This window comes from Solilutibacter silvestris (genome assembly GCF_050574925.1).
GTDB classification, from domain to species: domain Bacteria; phylum Pseudomonadota; class Gammaproteobacteria; order Xanthomonadales; family Xanthomonadaceae; genus Solilutibacter; species Solilutibacter silvestris_A.
Window position 1 is genome coordinate 571,719 of record NZ_JBCMOO010000003.1, and the last position, 19,016, is coordinate 590,734.

The window sequence follows — 19,016 nt, forward strand, 5'->3', positions numbered from 1 at the left end:
GGAATCAGGCCGGCTCGCGATGGATGACCATCAACTGCACTGCACCGCCGCCCTTCCAGTCGTCCGGCGCCGGTCGATACAACACGCGCATGCGCGACGGCAGCGGATCCTCCGTCCAGCCGCCGAACTGGATCGCGCGCCAGCGCCGGCCATCGCGACCGAGCTCCAGCGACAGATGCTTGCCGCCGACGCAACGCGAGTTCAGGACATCGAAAACATCGTCGAACGCCGGCTCCGGGTACGCCTGCCCCCAACTTCCACCGTCGCGCAAGGCGATGGCGAGGCGATGATCGATGCCGTCGGCAGGCAGGGAGCCGTCGCTCCACAGCACGCGCTCCAGCACGTCGGCATTGAGCTGCCCGGCCACGATGGCGACGAAGGCCTCGCGGAATTGCTGCCACTTCGATTCGTCGAGGCTCAGGCCCGCCGCCATCGCATGGCCGCCGAAACGATCGATCAATCCCGGATGCAGGGTGTCGATGCGCGCGATCACGTCGCGCATGTGGACGCCGGGAATGGAGCGCGCCGATCCGCGCAATGCCGATGAACCCGGTTCCGAACGCGCGAAGGTCAGCGTCGGGCGATGGTGTCGCTCGACCAGTTTCGATGCGACCAACCCGATCACGCCCGGATGCCAGTCGGGGTCGAACAGGCACAACGCCGCGACATCGCCATCCACTTGCGGAACATGCGCCAGCGCCTCGGCCACCATGCCGTCCTGCACCTCGCGACGTGCCGCGTTGATCTCGTGGAGGACGCCGGCAAGTTCACGCGCTTCGGCCGGATCGTCGGTCGCGAGGCAACGAATGCCCAGCGCCATGTCGTCAAGACGCCCGGCGGCATTGATGCGCGGCCCGATCGAGAACGCGATGTCCCCGGTGCCGAGGCGCGCGGCATCGCGCCCCGCGACCTCGATCAATGCGCGCAAGCCCGGGCAACCCTGCCCGTTGCGCAACCGCCGCAATCCGGCCGCGACCAGCGCACGATTGCAGGCATCGAGCGGCACGAGATCGGCGACGGTGCCGACCGCGACCAGATCGAGCAGCGACGACAGATCGACGCCATTCGCACGCACGTCGTTCCGCACACGCATCGCGGCGCGCAGCGCCGACAGCACGTAGAACGCGACGCCGACACCGGCCAGTGATTTGCCCGGGAACGGATCTCCGTGGCGGTTGGGATCGACGATCGCGTTGGCGGCCGGCAAGGTTTCGCCTGGCAGATGGTGATCGGTGACCAGCACGTCCCAGCCATGCGCCCTCGCCTCGGCGATGCCGGCGTGGCAGGCGATGCCGTGGTCGACCGTGATCACCAGATCGGGTTGCAGTGCGGCCAGCTCATCGACGAAACCCGGCGTCAGGCCATAACCGTGGCGCATGCGGTCGGGCACGGCGAACGACACCCGCTTCGCGCCGAGCATCTTCAGTCCGCGCAGCATCACCGCGCAGGCAGTGGCGCCATCGCAGTCGAAATCGCTGCTGATGACGATGTGGCGATCGCCGTCCAGCGCGTCGTGCAGCAACGCGACCGCGCGATCGATGTCGAGCAACGACTCGGGGGATGGCAGATCGGCGAGGCGCGGCCATGCCTGTTCGGGCATGCGGCTGCCGCGGGCGGCATGTACGCGACGCAGGGCGTCGGGCACCTCGGCCGACCACTCGCCTTCCGGCAGGACCTCGGCGCGACGACGAATGACGGGCTGTTCGCTCAACTCAGTGTCTGCACGGGACGGCGCAGGATTCGCCACTTGTGTTGTCGCTCCAGGCGCCAGCGCAGGCCATCGGCGAAATCCAGCGCCAGCAGTCGGAGTTTCCCATGTCGCAACGCTTCCGCTGCGGGCGCGAGCCAATCACTGACGATCGCTTCCGGCTTGACCACGCGATGAAGATCGAAGGCGGTATCGCGGTCGGGCAATGTCCATGCCGATGGCAGTTCATCGCCACCGCCACTCGCCTGGGCGAGGATGCGTACCGAGGGATCGCGGCTCGCCAGCGTCCAACCATCCATGCGCTCCACCGACTGCGGCAGCACGCCACCACCCCAGCACCACACCGAATTCACCGGCGGCAGCCCACGGCTGGCGCGTTGCCGGTTGGCGGGATGGTTGTGGAGCACGACCTGCACTTCCGATTCCAGCGTGCGCCAGCGCCGGTGTTGTGGCGTGGTGTCGATGTCGTCGCCAAGATCGGTGCCCAACGCTTCGGCAGGATCGCGGAATTCCGGCAACGGCGTGCCCGGCGCCATGCGCAGGTACCAGCGGTCCGGCGTGGTGGCATCGAGCGCGGTCGTATCCAATGAAAGCTGGGCATCCCCGAACAACGGGCGCAGCGCAGCGACGAACGCATCTGCTTCCTCCCGGGACAGCTGCAGACCGTCGCCCCAACCGAGCAGGCGCGCGCCGTTGATGTCCGGCCGCACGTGCACGGGGTCGACCCGCAACCATGCGGAGTCCCCTGCATCACCATGTTCCTGCTGGCGCGACAAGGCCGCCAGCGACCAATGCGCCGGCGTCATCCGCACGAAGCGACGCAGTTGCGCACGGCGACCATCGTCGCCGGTGTCGATGCGATCGCCACGACCCAGCATGCGCGCCAGCGTCGCATCGAGTTCGATGGCCTCGAAGCGATCGCGCGGTGGCAGCAACAGGCAGGCCGCGGCGGCCATGCGATCAGCCTCAGCCGACGTAGCGGACGTCGACGATTTCGAACTCGTGGATGCCGCCCGGCGCTTCGATGGTGATGACGTCACCCGAATGCTTGCCGATCAGGGCACGCGCGATCGGCGAGGAAATCGCGATCAGGCCCTGCTTGATGTCGGCCTCGAGGTCGCCAACGATCTGGTAGGTGCGTTCGTCGTCGTTGTCGGTGGACGCGAGGTCGACGGTGGCGCCGAACACGACCTTGTCGCCGACGTTCAACGTGGCGACGTCGATGATCTGCGCATGCGACAGCTCGCCTTCGAGGTGCATGATGCGGCCCTCGATGAAACCCTGCTGCTCGCGCGCGGCGTGGTATTCGGCGTTTTCCTTGAGGTCGCCGTGGGCGCGCGCTTCCGCGATCGCCTGGATCACGGCGGGGCGCTTGACGGACTTCAGTTCTTCCAGCTCGGCGCGCAGGCGTGCGGCGCCCTTGGAGGTCATGGGTGCTGACATTTCGTTATCTCAACCTTGTTGCAATTCTTTGTGCAGTTCCTGCAGAGACCATACCGGTCCACTGTCGCGGAAGTCCAGTGAATGCAGCAATGCCTTGGCGCCCGACACGGTCGTCGAGTAGGTCACCCGATGCTGCAGCGCTTCGCGGCGGATCGAGAACGAGTCGTTGATCGCCTGCTTGCCTTCGGTGGTGTTGACGATATAGGTGATCTCGCCGTTCTTGATCAGGTCGACCACGTGCGGACGGCCTTCGGTCACCTTGTTCACCAGCGCGCATTCGATGCCCTGCTCCGCCAGCACCTTCTGGGTGCCGCGCGTCGCGACCAGCTCGAAGCCGCGCTTCACCAGCTCCTTAGCCACCGCGACCACGCGCTGCTTGTCGGGATCGCGCACGGAGACGAAGGCCTTGCCCGGCTTCGGGGCGCGGATGCTGGCGGCTTCCTCGGCGCGCGCGAAGGCGCCACCGAAGCTGCGGCCAACGCCCATCACTTCGCCGGTGGAACGCATTTCCGGGCCGAGGATGGGATCGACGCCCTGGAACTTGGCGAACGGGAACACCGCTTCCTTCACCGAGAAATACTCGGGGATGATTTCCTCGGTCGCGTTCTGCTCGGCGAGGCTCTTGCCGGCCATGCAGCGCGCGGCGATCTTGGCCAGCGGGCGACCGATCGCCTTCGAGACGAACGGCACCGTGCGCGAGGCGCGCGGATTCACTTCGAGCAGGTAGATGAGGTGTTCGTCGCCATTCTGCTGGATCGCGAACTGGGTGTTCATCAGGCCGATCACGTCGAGCTTCTTGGCCAGTGCGACCACCTGCTCGCGCAGGCGGTCCTGCACGTCGCGCGGCAGCGAATACGGCGGCAACGAGCACGAGGAATCGCCGGAATGCACGCCGGCCTCCTCGATATGCTCCATCACGCCGCCGATCAGCACGTTGCCGCCCTTGTCGGCGATGACGTCGATGTCGACTTCCACCGCGTTGTCGAGGAAACGGTCGAGCAGCACCGGCGAATCGTTCGAGACCTTCACCGCTTCGCGCATGTAGCGTTCGAGGTCGGCATCGGCATGCACCACTTCCATCGCGCGGCCGCCGAGCACGTAGCTCGGGCGCACCACCAGCGGATAGCCGATCTCGCGCGCCAGCACCAGCGCTTCCTCGGCGCTGCGGGCGGTGCGGTTCGGCGGCTGCAGCAGGCCGAGTTCGTTGACCAGCTTCTGGAAGCGCTCGCGATCTTCGGCAAGGTCGATCGACTCCGGCGAGGTGCCGATGATCGGCGCGCCGTTGGCTTCCAGCGCGCGCGCCAGCTTCAGCGGCGTCTGCCCGCCGTACTGCACGATCACGCCCTTGGGCTTCTCGAGGTCGATGATCTCGAGCACGTCTTCCAGCGTCAGCGATTCGAAATACAGGCGATCCGACGTGTCGTAATCGGTCGACACCGTCTCCGGATTGCAGTTGACCATGATGGTCTCGTAGCCGTCCGCGCGCAGCGCCAGCGCCGCGTGCACGCAGCAGTAGTCGAACTCGATGCCCTGACCGATGCGGTTGGGACCGCCGCCGAGCACGATGATCTTCTCGCGATCGCTGGGGTTCGCCTCGCACTCTTCCTCGTAGGTCGAGTACATGTAGGCGGTGGTGGTCGCGAATTCGGCGGCGCAGGAGTCGACGCGCTTGTAGACCGGGCGGATGCCGAAGCCGCGACGCAGCGCGCGGATCGCGGCCTCGTCGGTCTTGCACAGCGCGGCGATGCGGGCATCCGAGAAGCCCATGCGCTTCCACGCGCGCATCAGGATCGGATTCATGCCGCCGAGGCCGGTGCGGGCGATATCGTTTTCGCTGGCGATGATCTCCTCGATCTGGTCGAGGAACCAAGGATCGACGCGCGACAGCTCGTGCACGTCTTCCACGCTCATGCCGGCGCGGAAGGCATCGGCGAGATAGAACAGGCGTTCCGGGCCCGCTTCCTTCACTTCGCGCTTGAGGGTGACGATGTCGTCTTCGCTGGCGAGGTCGAGGCCGGTCGGATCGAAACCGTTCTTGCCGGTTTCGAGGCCACGCAGGGCCTTCTGCACCGATTCCTGGAAGGTGCGACCGATCGCCATCACCTCGCCCACCGATTTCATCTGGGTGGTCAGGCGCGAATCGGCGGTCGGGAACTTCTCGAAGGCGAAGCGCGGGATCTTGGTGACGACATAGTCGATGGCCGGCTCGAACGACGCCGGGGTCAGGCCGCCGGTGATGTCGTTGCGCAGTTCGTCGAGCGTGTAGCCGACCGCCAGCTTGGCGGCGATCTTGGCGATCGGGAAACCGGTCGCCTTCGACGCCAGCGCCGACGAACGCGACACGCGCGGATTCATTTCGATGACGACGACGCGGCCGTTCTCGGCATTGATGCCGAACTGCACGTTGGAGCCGCCGGTATCGACGCCGATTTTGCGCAGCACCGCGATCGAGGCATCGCGCAGGCGCTGGCATTCCTTGTCGGTGAGCGTTTGCGCGGGCGCGACGGTAATGCTGTCACCGGTGTGCACGCCCATCGGATCGAGGTTCTCGATCGAGCAGACGATGATGCAGTTGTCCGCGGTGTCGCGAACCACTTCCATCTCGAATTCCTTCCAGCCCAGCACCGATTCCTCGACCAGGATTTCGTGCACGGGCGACAGCTCGAGGCCGCGCTTGGCGATCTCCTCGAACTCCTCCTTGTTGTAGGCGATGCCGCCGCCGGTGCCGCCCAACGTGAAGCTCGGGCGGATGATGGTCGGGTAGCCGACCTTGGTCTGGATTTCCAGCGCCTGTTCGAACGTGCGCGCGACTTCGGCCTTCGGGCATTCCAGCCCGATCTCTTCCATCGCCACGCGGAACAGCTCGCGGTCCTCGGCCATGCGGATGGCGTCGCGCGAAGCGCCGATCAATTCGACGTTGTGACGCTCCAGCACGCCGTTGTCGGCGAGGTCGAGCGCGCAATTCAACGCGGTCTGGCCGCCCATCGTCGGCAGCAGCGCGTCGGGCTTTTCCTTGGCGATGATCTTCTCGAGCGACTTCCAGTTGATCGGCTCGATGTAGACGGCGTCGGCCATCTCCGGATCGGTCATGATCGTCGCCGGATTCGAGTTGACCAGCACCACGCGATAGCCTTCCTCGCGCAGCGCCTTGCACGCCTGCGCGCCGGAGTAGTCGAATTCGCAGGCCTGGCCGATCACGATCGGACCAGCGCCGATGATCATGATGGTCTTGATGTCAGTGCGCTTGGGCATGGAGGATTCCGTTGGAACGTATCAACAAGGAAAAGGGGAACTGGCGACTCAGATGTCCTGGAAACCGACCTTGCAGGTATCCATCGCATCGATGAGCGCCGGCATCATCAGCGTCATGCCGGCACGACGGCCGACGCCACGGTTGTCTGCCTGGCCATCACCCACTGCACTGTCGAGGCCCAGGAGTGCGCGCAGCGGCGCGTATTGCGGATCGTTGGCGATCGACAGCATGCCCATCAGCGCGCGCGGCGATTCGTTGGCCAGCATGGCTTTGGAATCGAAGGCCTTGCCGCCCATCTGGCTTTGCGCACCGCCCATGATCGCCTTGGCGAACAACTTGCCGCCGTCGCCTTCCAGCAAGGCCAGGTCGCCGGCGAAGCGCTTGGGTTCGTTCACCGAATAATCGGTCACGCGCTTGCGCACGACACGGCGGTAGCTTGCCTCGTCGAGATTCTGCCGCAGGCAGGCCAGGCGCCCCGCATCCAGTTTGCTGTCCTTGCTGACCGGCCAGGAAGGATTCTGTGCGGCCGCCATTCCCATGATCTTGCCGAGCGGGATCGCCTGCACCACGGCGTCCTCCATGTGCTGGCGCTGCTGCTCCGTCACGATGGAATCCTGGGCGTGGACGCCCGTGGCAGCAAACACCAGCGAGAAGAACGCAAGACGAATCGATGTTTTCATCACGGACGTGCTTCCATCAGATGGATGAATCTGTCGAACAGATAGGACATTTCATGCGGGCCCGGCGACGCTTCCGGATGCCCCTGGAAACTGAAGGCCGGCGCATCGGTGAGCGCGATGCCCTGGTTGGTGCCATCGAACAGCGAGCGGTGGGTCACGCGCACGTTGGCCGGTACCGTCGCTTCGTCGATGCAGAACCCGTGGTTCTGCGAGGTGATGTAGACGCGACCATTGTCGAGGTCGATCACCGGATGGTTGGCGCCGTGATGGCCGTGCGGCATCTTCATCGTCTTCGCGCCGACCGCGAGGCCAAGCAGCTGGTGGCCGAGGCAGATGCCGTAGGTCGGGATCTTCTTCGCCACGAATTCGCGGATCGCCGCGATCGCGTAATCGCAGGGCTCGGGATCGCCGGGGCCGTTGGACAGGAACACGCCATCCGGCTGCATCGCCAGCACCTCGGCGGCGGGCGTCTGCGCCGGCACCACGGTGATGTCGCAGCCGCGGTCGGCGAGCATGCGCAGGATGTTGAGCTTGGCGCCGAAATCGTAGGCGACGACCTTGAAGCGCTTCGCCGGCTGCACGAACTTGCCGGTATCGAGGTCGAGGCTGCCTTCGGTCCAGGCGTGCGCCTTGTCGGTGGTGACGACCTTGGCCAGGTCCATGCCCTTGAGGCCGGGGAACTTGCGCGCGGCTTCGATTGCTTCGGCTTCATCGATGCGACCGGCCATCAGCGCGCCGTTCTGCGCGCCCTTGTCGCGCAGGAGGCGCGTGAGACGACGGGTATCGATATCGCTGATCGCGACGATTCCGCGTGCCTGCAGCCATTCCGGCAGCGAGACCTGGCTGCGCCAGTTGCTGGGGCGGCGCGGCACGTCGCGCACGATCAGGCCGGACGCCCAGACCTTGGCGGACTCGTCGTCGTCCGCGGTCATGCCGGTATTGCCGATGTGCGGATAGGTCAGCGTGACCAGCTGGCGTGCGTAGGACGGATCCGTCAGCACCTCCTGATATCCGGTCATCGCGGTGTTGAACACCACTTCGCCGACGGAAATGCCGGGCGCGCCAACGGAAACCCCGTGGAAGACGCTGCCGTCTTCTAGGGCCAGGATTGCAGGTTCGGTCACGAGCTTCGCCTTGTTTCGGGTTGCAGAAAGCCGCCGAAGCGCGGAAATCCGGTTCGGAGGCTGGTGGGTCGGGCGAGTGGAAATGATAGGTGAACAGGGCCCGGCTGTCCATGTTCGGGCGCCCATTTACACTCCGTGGATGTCGCTCAGCCCGGTCCAGATCCACACCATTTTCGAGGCGGCTGCCTATTTCGTCGGATTTCGCTGGTTCCTGCGCGAACGTCGACGCCTGAACGTCGATTCATTGGCCGATGGCGAGGCCCGCTACACCGTGATCGCCGGTGCGGTGCTCGGCGCGGCGATCGGCGCCAAGCTGGCCTACTGGAGCTACGACCCGGCCTACGCGTTCGCGGATTTCCCCGACTGGCGGCACCTGCTTGAGGGCAAATCGATCATCGGCGCCCTGCTCGGCGGATTGATCGGCGTCGAGACCGCCAAGCGCGTGGCCGGCATCCGTACATCGACCGGCGACGCCTTCGTCCATCCCTTGGCGATCGGCATGATGATCGGCCGCGCCGGCTGCTTCCTGTCCGGCCTCGACGATCACACCTACGGCGATCCGACGTCCCTGCCCTGGGGCGTCGATTTCGGCGACGGCATTCCGCGCCATCCCACCCAGCTCTACGAAGTCGTGTTCCTGCTGGTCTGGGTGTTCGTGGTGATCGATCGCCTGCTGCCATCGCGACTGCAACGTGCGGGCGACCAGTTCCGCGTCTTCCTCGCCGGCTATCTCATGTACCGATTGCTGGTCGAATTCATCCGTCCCGCGCCCTTCCACCTGCTTGGATTGAGCGGCTTGCAATGGTGGTGCGTGTTCGGCCTCGCCTACTATGCTCGCGACATGATCCGCATATCGCGCTCGATTCCTGGAAAACGTTGATGGCGAAGGTTCGACCCTATTTGTTCTACGACAGCGCCATCTCGGTCTGCGGCACCTGCCTGCGCCGCGTCGAAGCGAGCATCCTGATCAAGGAAGGTCGCGTCTACATGGACAAGTGGTGTCCGCAGCACGGCGAGCAACGCGTGCTGATCGCCGACGACGCCGACTATTACCGCCGTTGCCGCGAAGTCTTCATCAAGCCTCCGGAGCTGCCGCGCCGCTTCAACACGCCGCGCCACTGGGGCTGCCCCTACGACTGCGGCCTGTGCCCGGAACACATGCAGCACAGCTGCCTGACGCTGGTGGAAGTCACCGACCACTGCAACCTGCGTTGTCCGATCTGCTACGCCGATTCGGGGCCGCACCGTCCCGGCTATCGCGACATGGCGACGATCGAGACGATGCTCGATGCCATCGTCGCCAATGAAGGCGAACCCGACGTCGTGCAGATTTCCGGCGGCGAGCCGACCCTCCATCCGCAATTCTTCGACATCCTCGATGCCGCCAAGGCGCGACCGATCAAGCACCTGATGGTCAACACCAATGGCTTGCGCATCGCCAAGGAACCGGTGTTCGTGGAACGGCTGGCCGGTTACATGCCCGGCTTCGAGCTGTACCTGCAATTCGATTCGCTGCGCGACGAAGTGCACCAGGTGTTGCGCGGCGCGCGCCTGCGCGACATCCGCCTGCAGGCGCTGGAAGCACTGAATCGCCACGGCATCTCGACCACGCTGGTGGTGACGGTCAAGAAAGGGCTGAACGACCACGAGCTTGGCGAGATCATCGACTTCGCGCTGACCCAGCCCTGCGTGCGCGGCGTGACCTTCCAGCCGATCCAGAACGCCGGGCGCACCGAAAACTACGATCCCGCGCGCGACCGCCTGACCCTGAGCGAAGTGCGCCGGCGCATCCTCGACCAATGCCCGCTGTTCAAGCCGGAAGACCTGATCCCGGTGCCCTGCCATCCCGACAGCCTGGCGATGGCCTACGCCTTGAAAGTGGATGGACGACTGATGTCGCTGACCGGCATGGTGCCGCCGCAGGTGCTGATCGAAGGCGGCCGCAACAGCATCGTGCTGGAGAAGGACAGTGGCCTTCACGAGGCGATCTTCAAGCTGTTCGCGACCAACCATTCGCCGGAATCGCAGGCGTGTTCGCTGTCCGACCTGCTGTGCTGCCTGCCACAGGTGATGGCGCCGGAAGGACTGGATTACCGCAACGTGTTCCGCGTGCTGATCATGGACTTCATCGATGCCGAGAGCTTCGACCTGCGCAGCGTGAAGAAGAGCTGCGTGCACATCGCCCAGCCGGATGGCACCATCGTTCCGTTCGATACCTACAACCTGTTCTATCGCGATGGTCGCCGCGAACGCCTCGAAGCCTTGCGGGCGATGGTCGACCGGGGGAATGCAGAATGAGCGAACACACTCCGCCGCCGTTGCCGCCGGGCGACCCCTACCAGCCACCCGCCGGGAACGCCCCGCCGCCCGCCGATGACGGCAATGAGGGTTCGGTCGGCGCCGGCATCGCGATCTGCCTGGCGCTGATGCTGCTTGGTGGCCCTGCGCTCGGCGTCGTCCTGCGGCTGCTGATGTCCCTGCTCTCCGCCGCAGGAATCAACCTCTATTCGCTGATGTGGCTGCCGATCGGACTGGGCCCGATCCTGCTGCCGGTGATCGCCGGCATCTGGTTCACGCGCAAGGGGCTGCGCAAGACCGCCAAGGGCGTGTGGCTCGGCTTCGCGATCGCCATCGGCCTGGTGTTGCTGCTGGTCGCGGCCTGCTTCGGAATCCTCGCGGGCAACGGCCTCAACATCCATTGAGCGGTTGCCACGGATCTTCTCAGCCGAGGGTATCGCCGACCTTGTAGCGCCCTGCCGGCTTGCCCTGCAGCCATGCCGCAGCGTGTACGGCGCCGCGCGCGAAGATGTCGCGATCCGTGGCGCGATGGATCAGTTCGATGCGCTCGCCTTGCCCGGTGAACTGCACCAGGTGTTCGCCGACGATGTCGCCGGCGCGCAGGCTGGCGTAATGCGGCTTGGCGCCCGAGGCTTCCGCCGCCGCGCCCAGCGTGAGCGCCGTGCCCGAAGGCGCATCCTTCTTGTGGACGTGGTGCGATTCGACGATGTCGCAGTCCCAGCCCGGCAGGCGTGCCGCGGCGGTTTCCACCAGTTGATGCAGCAAGGCCACGCCGAGGCTGAAGTTCGACGCCCACACCAGCGGGATCTTGCTTGATGCCGATTCCAGCGCCGCACGTTGCGCGTCATCGATCCCGGTCGTACCCGACACCAGCGCGGCGCCGCGCTTCACGCATTCGCCGAGGATGCCGTCGAAGGCTTCCGGCAGGCTGAAATCGATCGCGACATCGAATTCGGGAACTGCGGGAAGTTCACTGGCCGCGAAGAACGGGATTCCATCGACCACGCGCGTTTCGGGCGTCGCCCGCGACACGATGCCGACGATCTCGAAACGCGCATCGGTCGCGGCGATGCGCCGCACCGCCCGGCCCATGCGGCCGTTGGCTCCGTGGATCAGCAGGCGTCGTGTCGGATTGCTCATGACACCATACGATCCCAGAAACCCTTGACGCCGTCCATGAAGGTGCTGTGCTTGGGCGAGTGCTTGCGCGCGCCCTCGCCGACGAAGGTCGCTTCGAATTTCTCCAGCAATTCGCGCTGCTCGGCGGTCAGGTTCACCGGCGTCTCGACCACCGCGCGGCAATAGAGATCGCCTTCGCTGCGGCTGCGCACCGACTTCACGCCCTTGCCGCGCAGGCGGAACACCTTGCCGCTTTGCGTCTCGGCGGGAACGCGGATTTCCGCTTCGCCCTTCAGCGTCGGCACGCGCACGGTATCGCCGAGCGCGGCCTGCGTGATGCGGATCGGCACTTCGCAATGCAGGTCGTCGCCGTCACGCTGGAAGATCGCATGTTCGCGGACATGGATCTCGACATAGAGATCGCCCGGCGGCGCGCCGGCGGGACCGGCTTCGCCCTCGCCCGACAGGCGGATGCGATCGCCATTGTCGACGCCCGCAGGCACCTTGACGTCGAGCGTGCGTTCGCCATGCACGCGGCCATTGCCGTGGCAGGCCGGACACGGACTGACGATCACCTGGCCGCGCCCATGGCATTCCGGACACGCCTGCTGCATCGAGAAGATGCCGCGCTGCATGCGGATCTGTCCGTGGCCCTGGCAGGTGCCGCAGGTTTCGAGCTTGCCGTCGGTCGAACCGCTGCCGTGGCATTTCTCGCATTCCTCGAGCATCGGCAGGGTGATGCGCTGGTCCACGCCACTCACCGCGTCCTCGAGATCGAGCTCCATCGCGTAGCCGATGTCGGCGCCACGACGCGGACCGCGCTGCCCGCCACCACCGAAGATGTTGCCGAAGATGTCGCCGAAGATGTCGCCGACGTCATGGAACTGCGGACCACCACCGCCGCCACCGCCCATGCCGTGTTCGAACGCGGCGTGGCCGTGCTGGTCGTAGGCGCGCCGGCGCTGCGGATCGGACAGGACCTCATAGGCTTCCTTGCATTCCTTGAAGACGGCTTCGGCCTGCTTGTCCCCCGGATTGCGGTCCGGGTGATGCTTCATCGCGCAACGGCGATAGGCCTTCTTCAGGGTCTCGTCGTCCGCACCGCGTTCGACGCCAAGAATTTCGTAGTAGTCCCGCTTGCTCATTCGTGCTGCTTCAGTTGATGTTCGATGCGACGGTCGGGGACGAACCACAGGATCGCCACCACCGTGTAGAGGATGCAGGAGGCGATCGGCGCCACGAAGGACAGGCCGATGCCGGCTACGTACAGGACCGGGGAGATTTTCTCCTTCCACGCGCCATGTTCGCCACCCAGCGCGCGCCCGAGCGTGCCTTCATGGCCGCCGTTGCAGGCGATCAGCGCGCGTCCCAGCGGAATCCACGACAGCGCCGCCATCAGCAGCACCACGCCATACAGTGCGGTCGGTACTGGTGCCGGGAATGGATGGGTTTCGTTGACCCAGCTGGTGACGAACGGGAACAGCGACAGCCAGAACAGGAAGAACAGGTTGGTCCACATCACCCGGCCGTTGACCTTCTGCACGGCATGCAGCATGTGGTGGTGGTTGTTCCAGTAGATGCCGACGTAGACGAAGCTGAGCGCATAACTCAGGAACACCGGCAGGTTCGCCAGCAAGGCTTGCAGCGTCGGTTCGTGCGGCGTCTTCAGTTCCAGCACCATGATCGTGATGATCACGGCCATCACGCCGTCACTGAACGCCTCGAGCCTGCCCTTTCCCATTTCTCGATCCCCGGATACCGCAACGGACGCCCCAAGTGGAAGCGTCCGTCCGGTGAGTGATGGTCGGTCGATGATCAGCCCTTGTGGCCGTCGTCCTTGACCTCGGTGAACTCGGCGTCGACCACGTCGTCGCCACCGGCGGCATGCCCGCCGGCCTGTGCACCGCCCGCGTCCTGACCCGGCGCGTGCCCGGCGTTGGCGGCCGCGAACAGCGACTGCGCGACCTCTTCCAGCGCCTTCGACTTGGCCTCGATCTGGCCCTTGTCGTCGCCCTTCATCGCCGACTCGACATCGGCGATCGCGGCTTCGGCGCGACCGATGGCGTCACCCGGCAACTTGTCGCCGTGCTCCTTGATCGCCGAACGCGTGGCGTGCACCAGCGAATCGGCCTTGTTGCGCGCCTCGATCAGCTCGTGGAACTTCTTGTCCTCTTCGCGATTGGCTTCGGCGTCCTGGACCATGCGCTGGATTTCTTCTTCCGACAGGCCGGAACCCGCCTTGATCTCCACGCGCTGTTCCTTGCCGGTCTTCTTGTCCTTGGCGTTGACGTGGAGGATGCCGTTGGCGTCGATGTCGAAGCTGACCTCGATCTGCGGCATGCCGCGCGGCGCGGGATCAATGCCGCTGAGGTCGAAGCGCGCCAGCGACTTGTTGTAGCGGGCCTGTTCGCGCTCGCCCTGCAGCACGTGCACGGTCACGGCGGCCTGGTTGTCATCAGCGGTCGAGAACGTCTGCGAGGCCTTGGTCGGGATCGTGGTGTTCTTCTCGATGATCTTGGTCATCACGCCACCCAGCGTCTCGATGCCGAGGCTCAGCGGAGTGACGTCGAGCAGCAGCACGTCCTTGACGTCGCCGGCCAGCACGCCGCCCTGGATCGCGGCACCGATGGCGACCGCTTCGTCCGGGTTGACGTCCTTGCGCGGTTCCTTGCCGAAGAACTCGGCCACCGCCTGCTGCACTTTCGGCATGCGGGTCTGGCCGCCGACCAGGATCACCTCGCCGATGTCGCTGGCCTTGAGGCCGGCGTCGTTCAGCGCGGTGCGGCACGGCTCGATGGTCTTCTTGATCAGGTCATCGACCAAAGCTTCCAGCTTCGCGCGGGTGAGCTTGATGTTGAGGTGCTTCGGGCCCGAGGCGTCGGCGGTGACGTACGGCAGGTTGACGTCGGTCTGCTGCGCGGACGACAACTCGATCTTGGCGCGCTCGGCCGCGTCCTTCAGGCGCTGCAGGGCCAGCGGATCCTTGCGCAGGTCGATGCCGTCGGACTTCTGGAATTCCTCGACGAGGTAATCGATGACGCGCTTGTCGAAGTCTTCGCCACCAAGGAAGGTGTCGCCGTTGGTGGCCAGCACTTCGAACTGCTTCTCGCCGTCGATGTTGGCGATTTCGATGATCGAGACGTCGAAGGTGCCGCCGCCGAGGTCGTACACGGCGATCTTGCGGTCCTTGGTGTCGTTCTTGTCGAGGCCGTAGGCCAGCGCGGCCGCGGTCGGTTCGTTGATGATGCGCTTGACGTCGAGACCGGCGATGCGGCCGGCGTCCTTGGTCGCCTGGCGCTGGCTGTCGTTGAAGTAGGCCGGAACCGTGATCACGGCTTCGGTGACCGTCTCACCGAGGAAGGCTTCGGCGGTCTTCTTCATCTTCTCCAGCACCTTGGCCGAGACTTCCTGCGGGGCCATGGTCTTGCCATCGGCCAGCGCCACCCAGGCGTCGCCGTTGCTGTGCTCGACGATGGCGTACGGCACCAGGTCAAGGTCCTTCTTGACCTCGGCGTCGGTGAACTTGCGGCCGATCAGGCGCTTCACCGCGAAGAAGGTGTTCTTGGGATTGGTCACCGCCTGGCGCTTGGCGGCGGCGCCGACCAGGACTTCGCCGTCCTTGGTCCACGCGACGATGGAGGGCGTGGTGCGGTCGCCTTCGCTGTTCTCGATGACGCGGGCCTTGCCGCCTTCCATGATGGCGACGCAGGAATTGGTGGTGCCGAGGTCGATGCCGATGATCTTTGCCATGGTCGTTGTCTCTTTCGATTCGAATATTTGGGACGGACGCGCCGTCGATACGTGTTAGATAAGGCCTGCCCCGATCCTTTCAAGTCGAAATCGGGACAATCGTTGCCGAAACGTCAGTCGTGCGGGGCAACCACGACCATTGCCGGGCGCAGCAGGCGGTCGTTGAGCAGATAGCCCTTCTGGAAGGTCAGGACGATGCCGCCCGGGGCGATGCCCGGCGCCGGCTGCTGGCTCACCGCGTTGTGGTGTTCGGGATTGAAGGCGTCGCCCGGCTTGGGCGCGACCTCGACCAGGCCGTTGCGCTCGGCCACCGAATGCAGCTGCTTGAGGGTGAGTTCGAGTCCGGCGCGCAGCGGATCGTCGGCAGCGGCAGCCGCCAGCCCCGCTTCCATGCTGTCGAACACCGGCAGCAGGTCGGCCAGCAATTTCTCGTTGGCGAAGCGGCGGGCGTTGTCGACATCGCGGGCCATGCGCTTGCGCTGGTTCTCGAGGTCGGCGCGTTCGACCAGCGATTGCGCACGCAGCTGTTCCAGTTCGCCCTTCAGGGCCTCGATGCGGTCCTCGGTCGAGGCATTGTTCTCTGCCACCTGTTCCGGCGAGAGGCCGTCCTGGAGGTCTTCGGGATTCGGGGTTTCCGTGCTCATGTCAGCGCAGCGCGTCCTTGGGGTCGATCATTGTGAACGACATGCGGCAGAGCGCAACGAATTCAAGGGCGATCGCCGCTGATCGGTTCCCGATCGGCAAAATTGGCTCGACATCGGCCCGGATCCGCGCAAATCAACCGCGATCCGGCCCCATCGCCTCGCCAAGCAAACCGGCGGTCGCCTGCACCAGCGGGATCACCTGGTCGTAGGCCATGCGTCGCGGCCCGATCACTCCGAGCACGCCCAGCACCCGACCCGCACTGCCATAGGGCGCGGCGACCAGGGCCATGTCGTCGCCCATCGGCGCCAGCCCGGTTTCCTCGCCGATGAAGATGCGCACGCCCTCGGCGTGGAGGGTGCGGTCTAGCAGTTGCAGCATGTCGCGCTTGCGCCCGAAGGTTTCGAACAGGTCGCGCAGACGGCCGACATCGGCCAGTTCCTGCACGCCCATCAGCCGGGTCTGGCCGGCCATCACCAGCTCGGACTCCCCGCCGCGCTCGTCGAAACTGAGCTCGGCCAGTTCCAGCGCCTGCGACATCAGCAGGTGCAGCTCGTCGCGGGCAGCGCGCAATTCGCCCAGCAACTGGCGCTTGACCTGGGAGATCGGCAATCCGGCGAAATGCGCGTTCAGATAATTGGCGACGCGCTCGAGTTCGCCCGGATCGAACACCTTGCCGGTGCGCACCACCCGGTTCTGCACCTCGTTGTCGCTGAAGACCAGGATCGCGAGCACCTCGTCGCCACCTAGGCCGACGAATTCGATCCGCCGGAACGGCACGCTGGCCCGCTGCGGCGCACTGACCACGCCGACGAAATGGCTCATGGCCGAGAGCAGCTCGCCGGCATTACCGAGCAACTGGCGGGTACCGGCGTTGCCGGGCAGCAACTCTTCGCGCAGGCGGCGCAATTCGCCATCGCCCAGCGGCTCGACCTGCAGCAATGAATCGACGAAAACCCGGTAGCCCTGCGCAGTCGGCACCCGGCCGGCGGAGGTGTGCGGCGATGCCAGCAGGCCAAGGTCCTCGAGGTCGCCGAGGATGTTGCGGATGGTGGCGGAACTGACATCGAGTCCGGCGCAGCGCGCGAGCGTCTGCGAACCGATCGGCTCGCCATCGCGGATATAGCGACCGATCAGCGTCCGCAGCAGATGCCGCGCACGCGGGTTGAGATCGTCGGATCCGGGGAGTGCCATGCCGACTATTTAGGGGCAGCAGGCCGCGCTTGCAACCGTCCAGTCTCGGCGAATGCGACGACTGCCCCTAGAATCGACGCCATGCTGCAGCGCCTGACCATCCGCGACTTCGCCGTCATCACCGCCACCGAGCTCGAATTCGGGGCTGGAATGACCGTCATTTCCGGCGAAACCGGCGCCGGCAAATCCCTGCTGGTGGATGCGCTGGGCTTCCTGTCCGGCGAACGCGCCGATGCCACGATGGTGCGCCACGGCAGCGAGCGCGCAGAACTCCAAGCCGAATTCGTCGTCGGCGATGCCGCCGCCGCGCGGGCGTGGCTGCACGAACAGGAACTGGACGATGGCGACGCCTGCCTGCTGCGTCGCGTGCTGCGCGCCGACGGCGGATCGCGGGCGTGGATCAACGGCCGCGCGGTGACGTTGGCGCAATTGACCGAACTCGCCGGATTGCTGGTCGAGATTCACGGCCAGCACGCCCATCAGTCACTGTTGTCGAAGCCGGCGCAACTCGCCCTGCTCGACAACGTCGGCAAGCACGACGCCGCGCTGGCGAATGTCGCGAATACCGCCGGCGCCTGGCGCAAACTCCAGCGCGAACGCGAACAACTGACCGCACGCGGCGATGTCGCCGATCGCGTCGCCCTGCTCCAGCACCAGTTGCAGGAACTCGAGCGCGATCCGCTCGAACCGGAAGCCGTCGCCGATCTCGCGACCCGCCATCGCCGCTACGCCAACAGCGCCGCCTTGCTGGAAGCCACCAGCGCGGCCAGCAGCCGTGTATTGGGGGATGACGAAGCAGAAGGCGCGCTGGCGCAAGTCCACGGCGCGCGCAGCGCCCTGGCACGGGTGATCGGCGACGAACCGCGCCTCGCCGACGTCGACGCGATGCTCGATGCCGCCGGAATCCAGCTCGACGAAGCCGCCGCCCTGCTCGACCGCATCCGCGAGGACAGCCAACTCGATCCCGCCGCCTTCGAGCAACTCGATCGCCAGCTCGCGCGCCTGCACGATCTCGGTCGCAAGCACCGCGTCGCTCCCGAGGCGCTTGCGGGCGTGCGCGAACGCATCCGCGACGAACTGGCCGGTCTGGAACACGCCGACCAGCGCCTGGAAACGCTCGACCGCGAGATGGCGGAGGCCGAAACCGGCTGGCGACAGGCCGCCACCACCTTGACCAAGGCACGACAGGCGACTGCAAAATCGCTCGGCGATGAAGTCAGTCGCCTGATGGGCGAACTCGGCATGGCCGGCGGCCTGCTGAAGATCGACCTCGAAGCGCAGCCCGGGAACGCGCCAGACCCGCATGGCGCCGAGCGCGTGGAATTCCTCGTCACCGCCAATCCAGACCAGCCGCCGCGTGCGCTGCGCAAGGTCGCGTCGGGCGGCGAGCTCTCGCGCATTGCCCTGGCGATCGAGGTTGCCGCACTCGACGGCGACGGCGTGCCGACGATGGTGTTCGACGAAGTGGACAGCGGCATCAGCGGCCCGGTCGCGGCGGTGGTCGGGCGCCTCCTGCGCCAGCTCGGCAAGCGCTGCCAGGTGATGTGCGTGACGCATCTGCCGCAAGTCGCGGCGCACGGCCACCAGCACTACCGCGTCAGCAAGTCCGCGGATTCCGGCATCACCCAGAGCGCGCTGGACACGCTGGACGCACAAGGCCGTACCGAGGAACTCGCGCGCCTGCTCGGCGGCGCGACGGTCAGCAAGGAAGCGGGGGGGGACGCGCGCAAACCGCTGGAAGAAGCGGCGAAGGATGGATCGCGGGGTTCAAGCACAAACGATCTCCACAGCGCGACAGACCCAGC

The 19,016-nt window shown here is 65.8% G+C and carries 16 protein-coding genes; 4 read left to right on the forward strand and 12 right to left on the reverse strand.

What is annotated here, in order from left to right; genetic code table 11:
* Nucleotides 1-4: 4 nt before the first annotated feature.
* The 6 genes from recJ to carA are packed head-to-tail and all read right to left on the reverse strand — an operon-like array spanning nucleotide 5 to nucleotide 8,208.
* A complete protein-coding gene (gene recJ, locus ABE093_RS09380; protein ID WP_430760603.1) occupies nucleotides 5-1,711 on the reverse strand; it encodes a single-stranded-DNA-specific exonuclease RecJ in 1,707 nt (568 codons plus the stop codon).
* Nucleotides 1,708-2,664: a phosphoglycerate mutase gene (locus ABE093_RS09385; protein ID WP_430760604.1), complete on the reverse strand. Its 957-nt coding sequence runs from the start codon at nucleotides 2,662-2,664 to the stop codon at nucleotides 1,708-1,710. The genes recJ and ABE093_RS09385 overlap by 4 nt, the downstream gene beginning before the upstream one ends.
* 10 nt (nucleotides 2,665-2,674) lie before the next feature.
* The gene (gene greA, locus ABE093_RS09390; protein ID WP_430760605.1) at nucleotides 2,675-3,151 is read right to left on the reverse strand and encodes a transcription elongation factor GreA; all 477 of its coding nucleotides are present in this window, start codon (nucleotides 3,149-3,151) and stop codon (nucleotides 2,675-2,677) included.
* Nucleotides 3,152-3,160: 9 nt separating this feature from the next.
* Nucleotides 3,161-6,403, reverse strand: a complete 3,243-nt coding sequence (gene carB, locus ABE093_RS09395) for a carbamoyl-phosphate synthase large subunit (RefSeq protein ID WP_430760606.1) — start codon at nucleotides 6,401-6,403, stop codon at nucleotides 3,161-3,163.
* Between the two features lie 48 nt (nucleotides 6,404-6,451).
* Nucleotides 6,452-7,084, reverse strand: coding sequence for a hypothetical protein (locus tag ABE093_RS09400; protein ID WP_430760607.1), 633 nt, complete (start codon nucleotides 7,082-7,084; stop codon nucleotides 6,452-6,454).
* The gene (gene carA / locus ABE093_RS09405) at nucleotides 7,084-8,208 is read right to left on the reverse strand and encodes a glutamine-hydrolyzing carbamoyl-phosphate synthase small subunit (protein ID WP_430760608.1); all 1,125 of its coding nucleotides are present in this window, start codon (nucleotides 8,206-8,208) and stop codon (nucleotides 7,084-7,086) included. The genes ABE093_RS09400 and carA overlap by 1 nt, the downstream gene beginning before the upstream one ends.
* 139 nt (nucleotides 8,209-8,347) lie before the next feature.
* Here carA and ABE093_RS09410 point away from each other — a divergent pair, with 139 nt between their 5' ends.
* Genes ABE093_RS09410 through ABE093_RS09420 form a run of 3 tightly spaced genes read left to right on the forward strand, consistent with a single transcriptional unit; the run spans nucleotide 8,348 to nucleotide 10,910 of the window.
* Nucleotides 8,348-9,088 carry a prolipoprotein diacylglyceryl transferase gene (locus ABE093_RS09410; protein WP_430760609.1) on the forward strand — a complete coding sequence of 247 codons (741 nt, stop codon included), beginning with the start codon at nucleotides 8,348-8,350 and terminating at the stop codon, nucleotides 9,086-9,088.
* A complete protein-coding gene (locus ABE093_RS09415; protein ID WP_430760610.1) occupies nucleotides 9,088-10,506 on the forward strand; it encodes a radical SAM protein in 1,419 nt (472 codons plus the stop codon). The genes ABE093_RS09410 and ABE093_RS09415 overlap by 1 nt, the downstream gene beginning before the upstream one ends.
* Nucleotides 10,503-10,910 (forward strand): hypothetical protein, encoded by a 408-nt coding sequence (locus ABE093_RS09420; RefSeq protein ID WP_430760611.1) that lies wholly within the window; start codon nucleotides 10,503-10,505, stop codon nucleotides 10,908-10,910. Before ABE093_RS09415 ends, ABE093_RS09420 begins: the two co-directional genes overlap by 4 nt.
* 19 nt (nucleotides 10,911-10,929) lie before the next feature.
* Here ABE093_RS09420 and dapB read toward each other — a convergent pair whose 3' ends face one another.
* The 6 genes from dapB to hrcA all read right to left on the reverse strand — a co-directional run bounded on the left by dapB (nucleotide 10,930) and on the right by hrcA (nucleotide 17,211).
* Nucleotides 10,930-11,646 carry a 4-hydroxy-tetrahydrodipicolinate reductase gene (dapB, locus tag ABE093_RS09425; protein WP_430760612.1) on the reverse strand — a complete coding sequence of 239 codons (717 nt, stop codon included), beginning with the start codon at nucleotides 11,644-11,646 and terminating at the stop codon, nucleotides 10,930-10,932.
* A complete protein-coding gene (gene dnaJ, locus ABE093_RS09430) occupies nucleotides 11,643-12,770 on the reverse strand; it encodes a molecular chaperone DnaJ (RefSeq protein WP_430760613.1) in 1,128 nt (375 codons plus the stop codon). The genes dapB and dnaJ overlap by 4 nt, the downstream gene beginning before the upstream one ends.
* Nucleotides 12,767-13,366, reverse strand: coding sequence for a TMEM175 family protein (locus tag ABE093_RS09435; protein ID WP_430760614.1), 600 nt, complete (start codon nucleotides 13,364-13,366; stop codon nucleotides 12,767-12,769). Before ABE093_RS09435 ends, dnaJ begins: the two co-directional genes overlap by 4 nt.
* A 74-nt stretch (nucleotides 13,367-13,440) precedes the next feature.
* Nucleotides 13,441-15,375 carry a molecular chaperone DnaK gene (gene dnaK / locus ABE093_RS09440; protein WP_430760615.1) on the reverse strand — a complete coding sequence of 645 codons (1,935 nt, stop codon included), beginning with the start codon at nucleotides 15,373-15,375 and terminating at the stop codon, nucleotides 13,441-13,443.
* A 113-nt stretch (nucleotides 15,376-15,488) separates the two neighbouring features.
* Nucleotides 15,489-16,019, reverse strand: coding sequence for a nucleotide exchange factor GrpE (gene grpE, locus ABE093_RS09445; protein WP_430760616.1), 531 nt, complete (start codon nucleotides 16,017-16,019; stop codon nucleotides 15,489-15,491).
* 133 nt (nucleotides 16,020-16,152) lie between these two features.
* Complete coding sequence (hrcA, locus tag ABE093_RS09450) at nucleotides 16,153-17,211, reverse strand: heat-inducible transcriptional repressor HrcA (RefSeq protein WP_430760617.1); 1,059 nt, start codon at nucleotides 17,209-17,211, stop codon at nucleotides 16,153-16,155.
* An 81-nt stretch (nucleotides 17,212-17,292) separates the two neighbouring features.
* Between hrcA and recN the strand changes: the two genes are divergently transcribed.
* A partial coding sequence (gene recN, locus ABE093_RS09455) for a DNA repair protein RecN (protein ID WP_430760618.1) occupies nucleotides 17,293-19,016 on the forward strand: 1,724 nt, incomplete at its 3' end.

Bases quoted from the DNA above. Each gene is read 5' to 3' on its own strand.
- greA (WP_430760605.1), bottom strand. From the start codon at position 3,151: ATGTCAGCACCCATGACCTCCAAGGGCGCCGCACGCCTGCGCGCCGAG.
- ABE093_RS09435 (WP_430760614.1), bottom strand. From the start codon at position 13,366: ATGGGAAAGGGCAGGCTCGAGGCGTTCAGTGACGGCGTGATGGCCGTG.
- ABE093_RS09400 (WP_430760607.1), bottom strand. From the start codon at position 7,084: ATGAAAACATCGATTCGTCTTGCGTTCTTCTCGCTGGTGTTTGCTGCC.
- dnaK (WP_430760615.1), bottom strand. From the start codon at position 15,375: ATGGCAAAGATCATCGGCATCGACCTCGGCACCACCAATTCCTGCGTC.
- carB (WP_430760606.1), bottom strand. From the start codon at position 6,403: ATGCCCAAGCGCACTGACATCAAGACCATCATGATCATCGGCGCTGGT.
- ABE093_RS09420 (WP_430760611.1), top strand. From the start codon at position 10,503: ATGAGCGAACACACTCCGCCGCCGTTGCCGCCGGGCGACCCCTACCAG.
- dnaJ (WP_430760613.1), bottom strand. From the start codon at position 12,770: ATGAGCAAGCGGGACTACTACGAAATTCTTGGCGTCGAACGCGGTGCG.
- ABE093_RS09410 (WP_430760609.1), top strand. From the start codon at position 8,348: ATGTCGCTCAGCCCGGTCCAGATCCACACCATTTTCGAGGCGGCTGCC.
- hrcA (WP_430760617.1), bottom strand. From the start codon at position 17,211: ATGGCACTCCCCGGATCCGACGATCTCAACCCGCGTGCGCGGCATCTG.
- ABE093_RS09385 (WP_430760604.1), bottom strand. From the start codon at position 2,664: ATGGCCGCCGCGGCCTGCCTGTTGCTGCCACCGCGCGATCGCTTCGAG.
- grpE (WP_430760616.1), bottom strand. From the start codon at position 16,019: ATGAGCACGGAAACCCCGAATCCCGAAGACCTCCAGGACGGCCTCTCG.
- ABE093_RS09415 (WP_430760610.1), top strand. From the start codon at position 9,088: ATGGCGAAGGTTCGACCCTATTTGTTCTACGACAGCGCCATCTCGGTC.
- dapB (WP_430760612.1), bottom strand. From the start codon at position 11,646: ATGAGCAATCCGACACGACGCCTGCTGATCCACGGAGCCAACGGCCGC.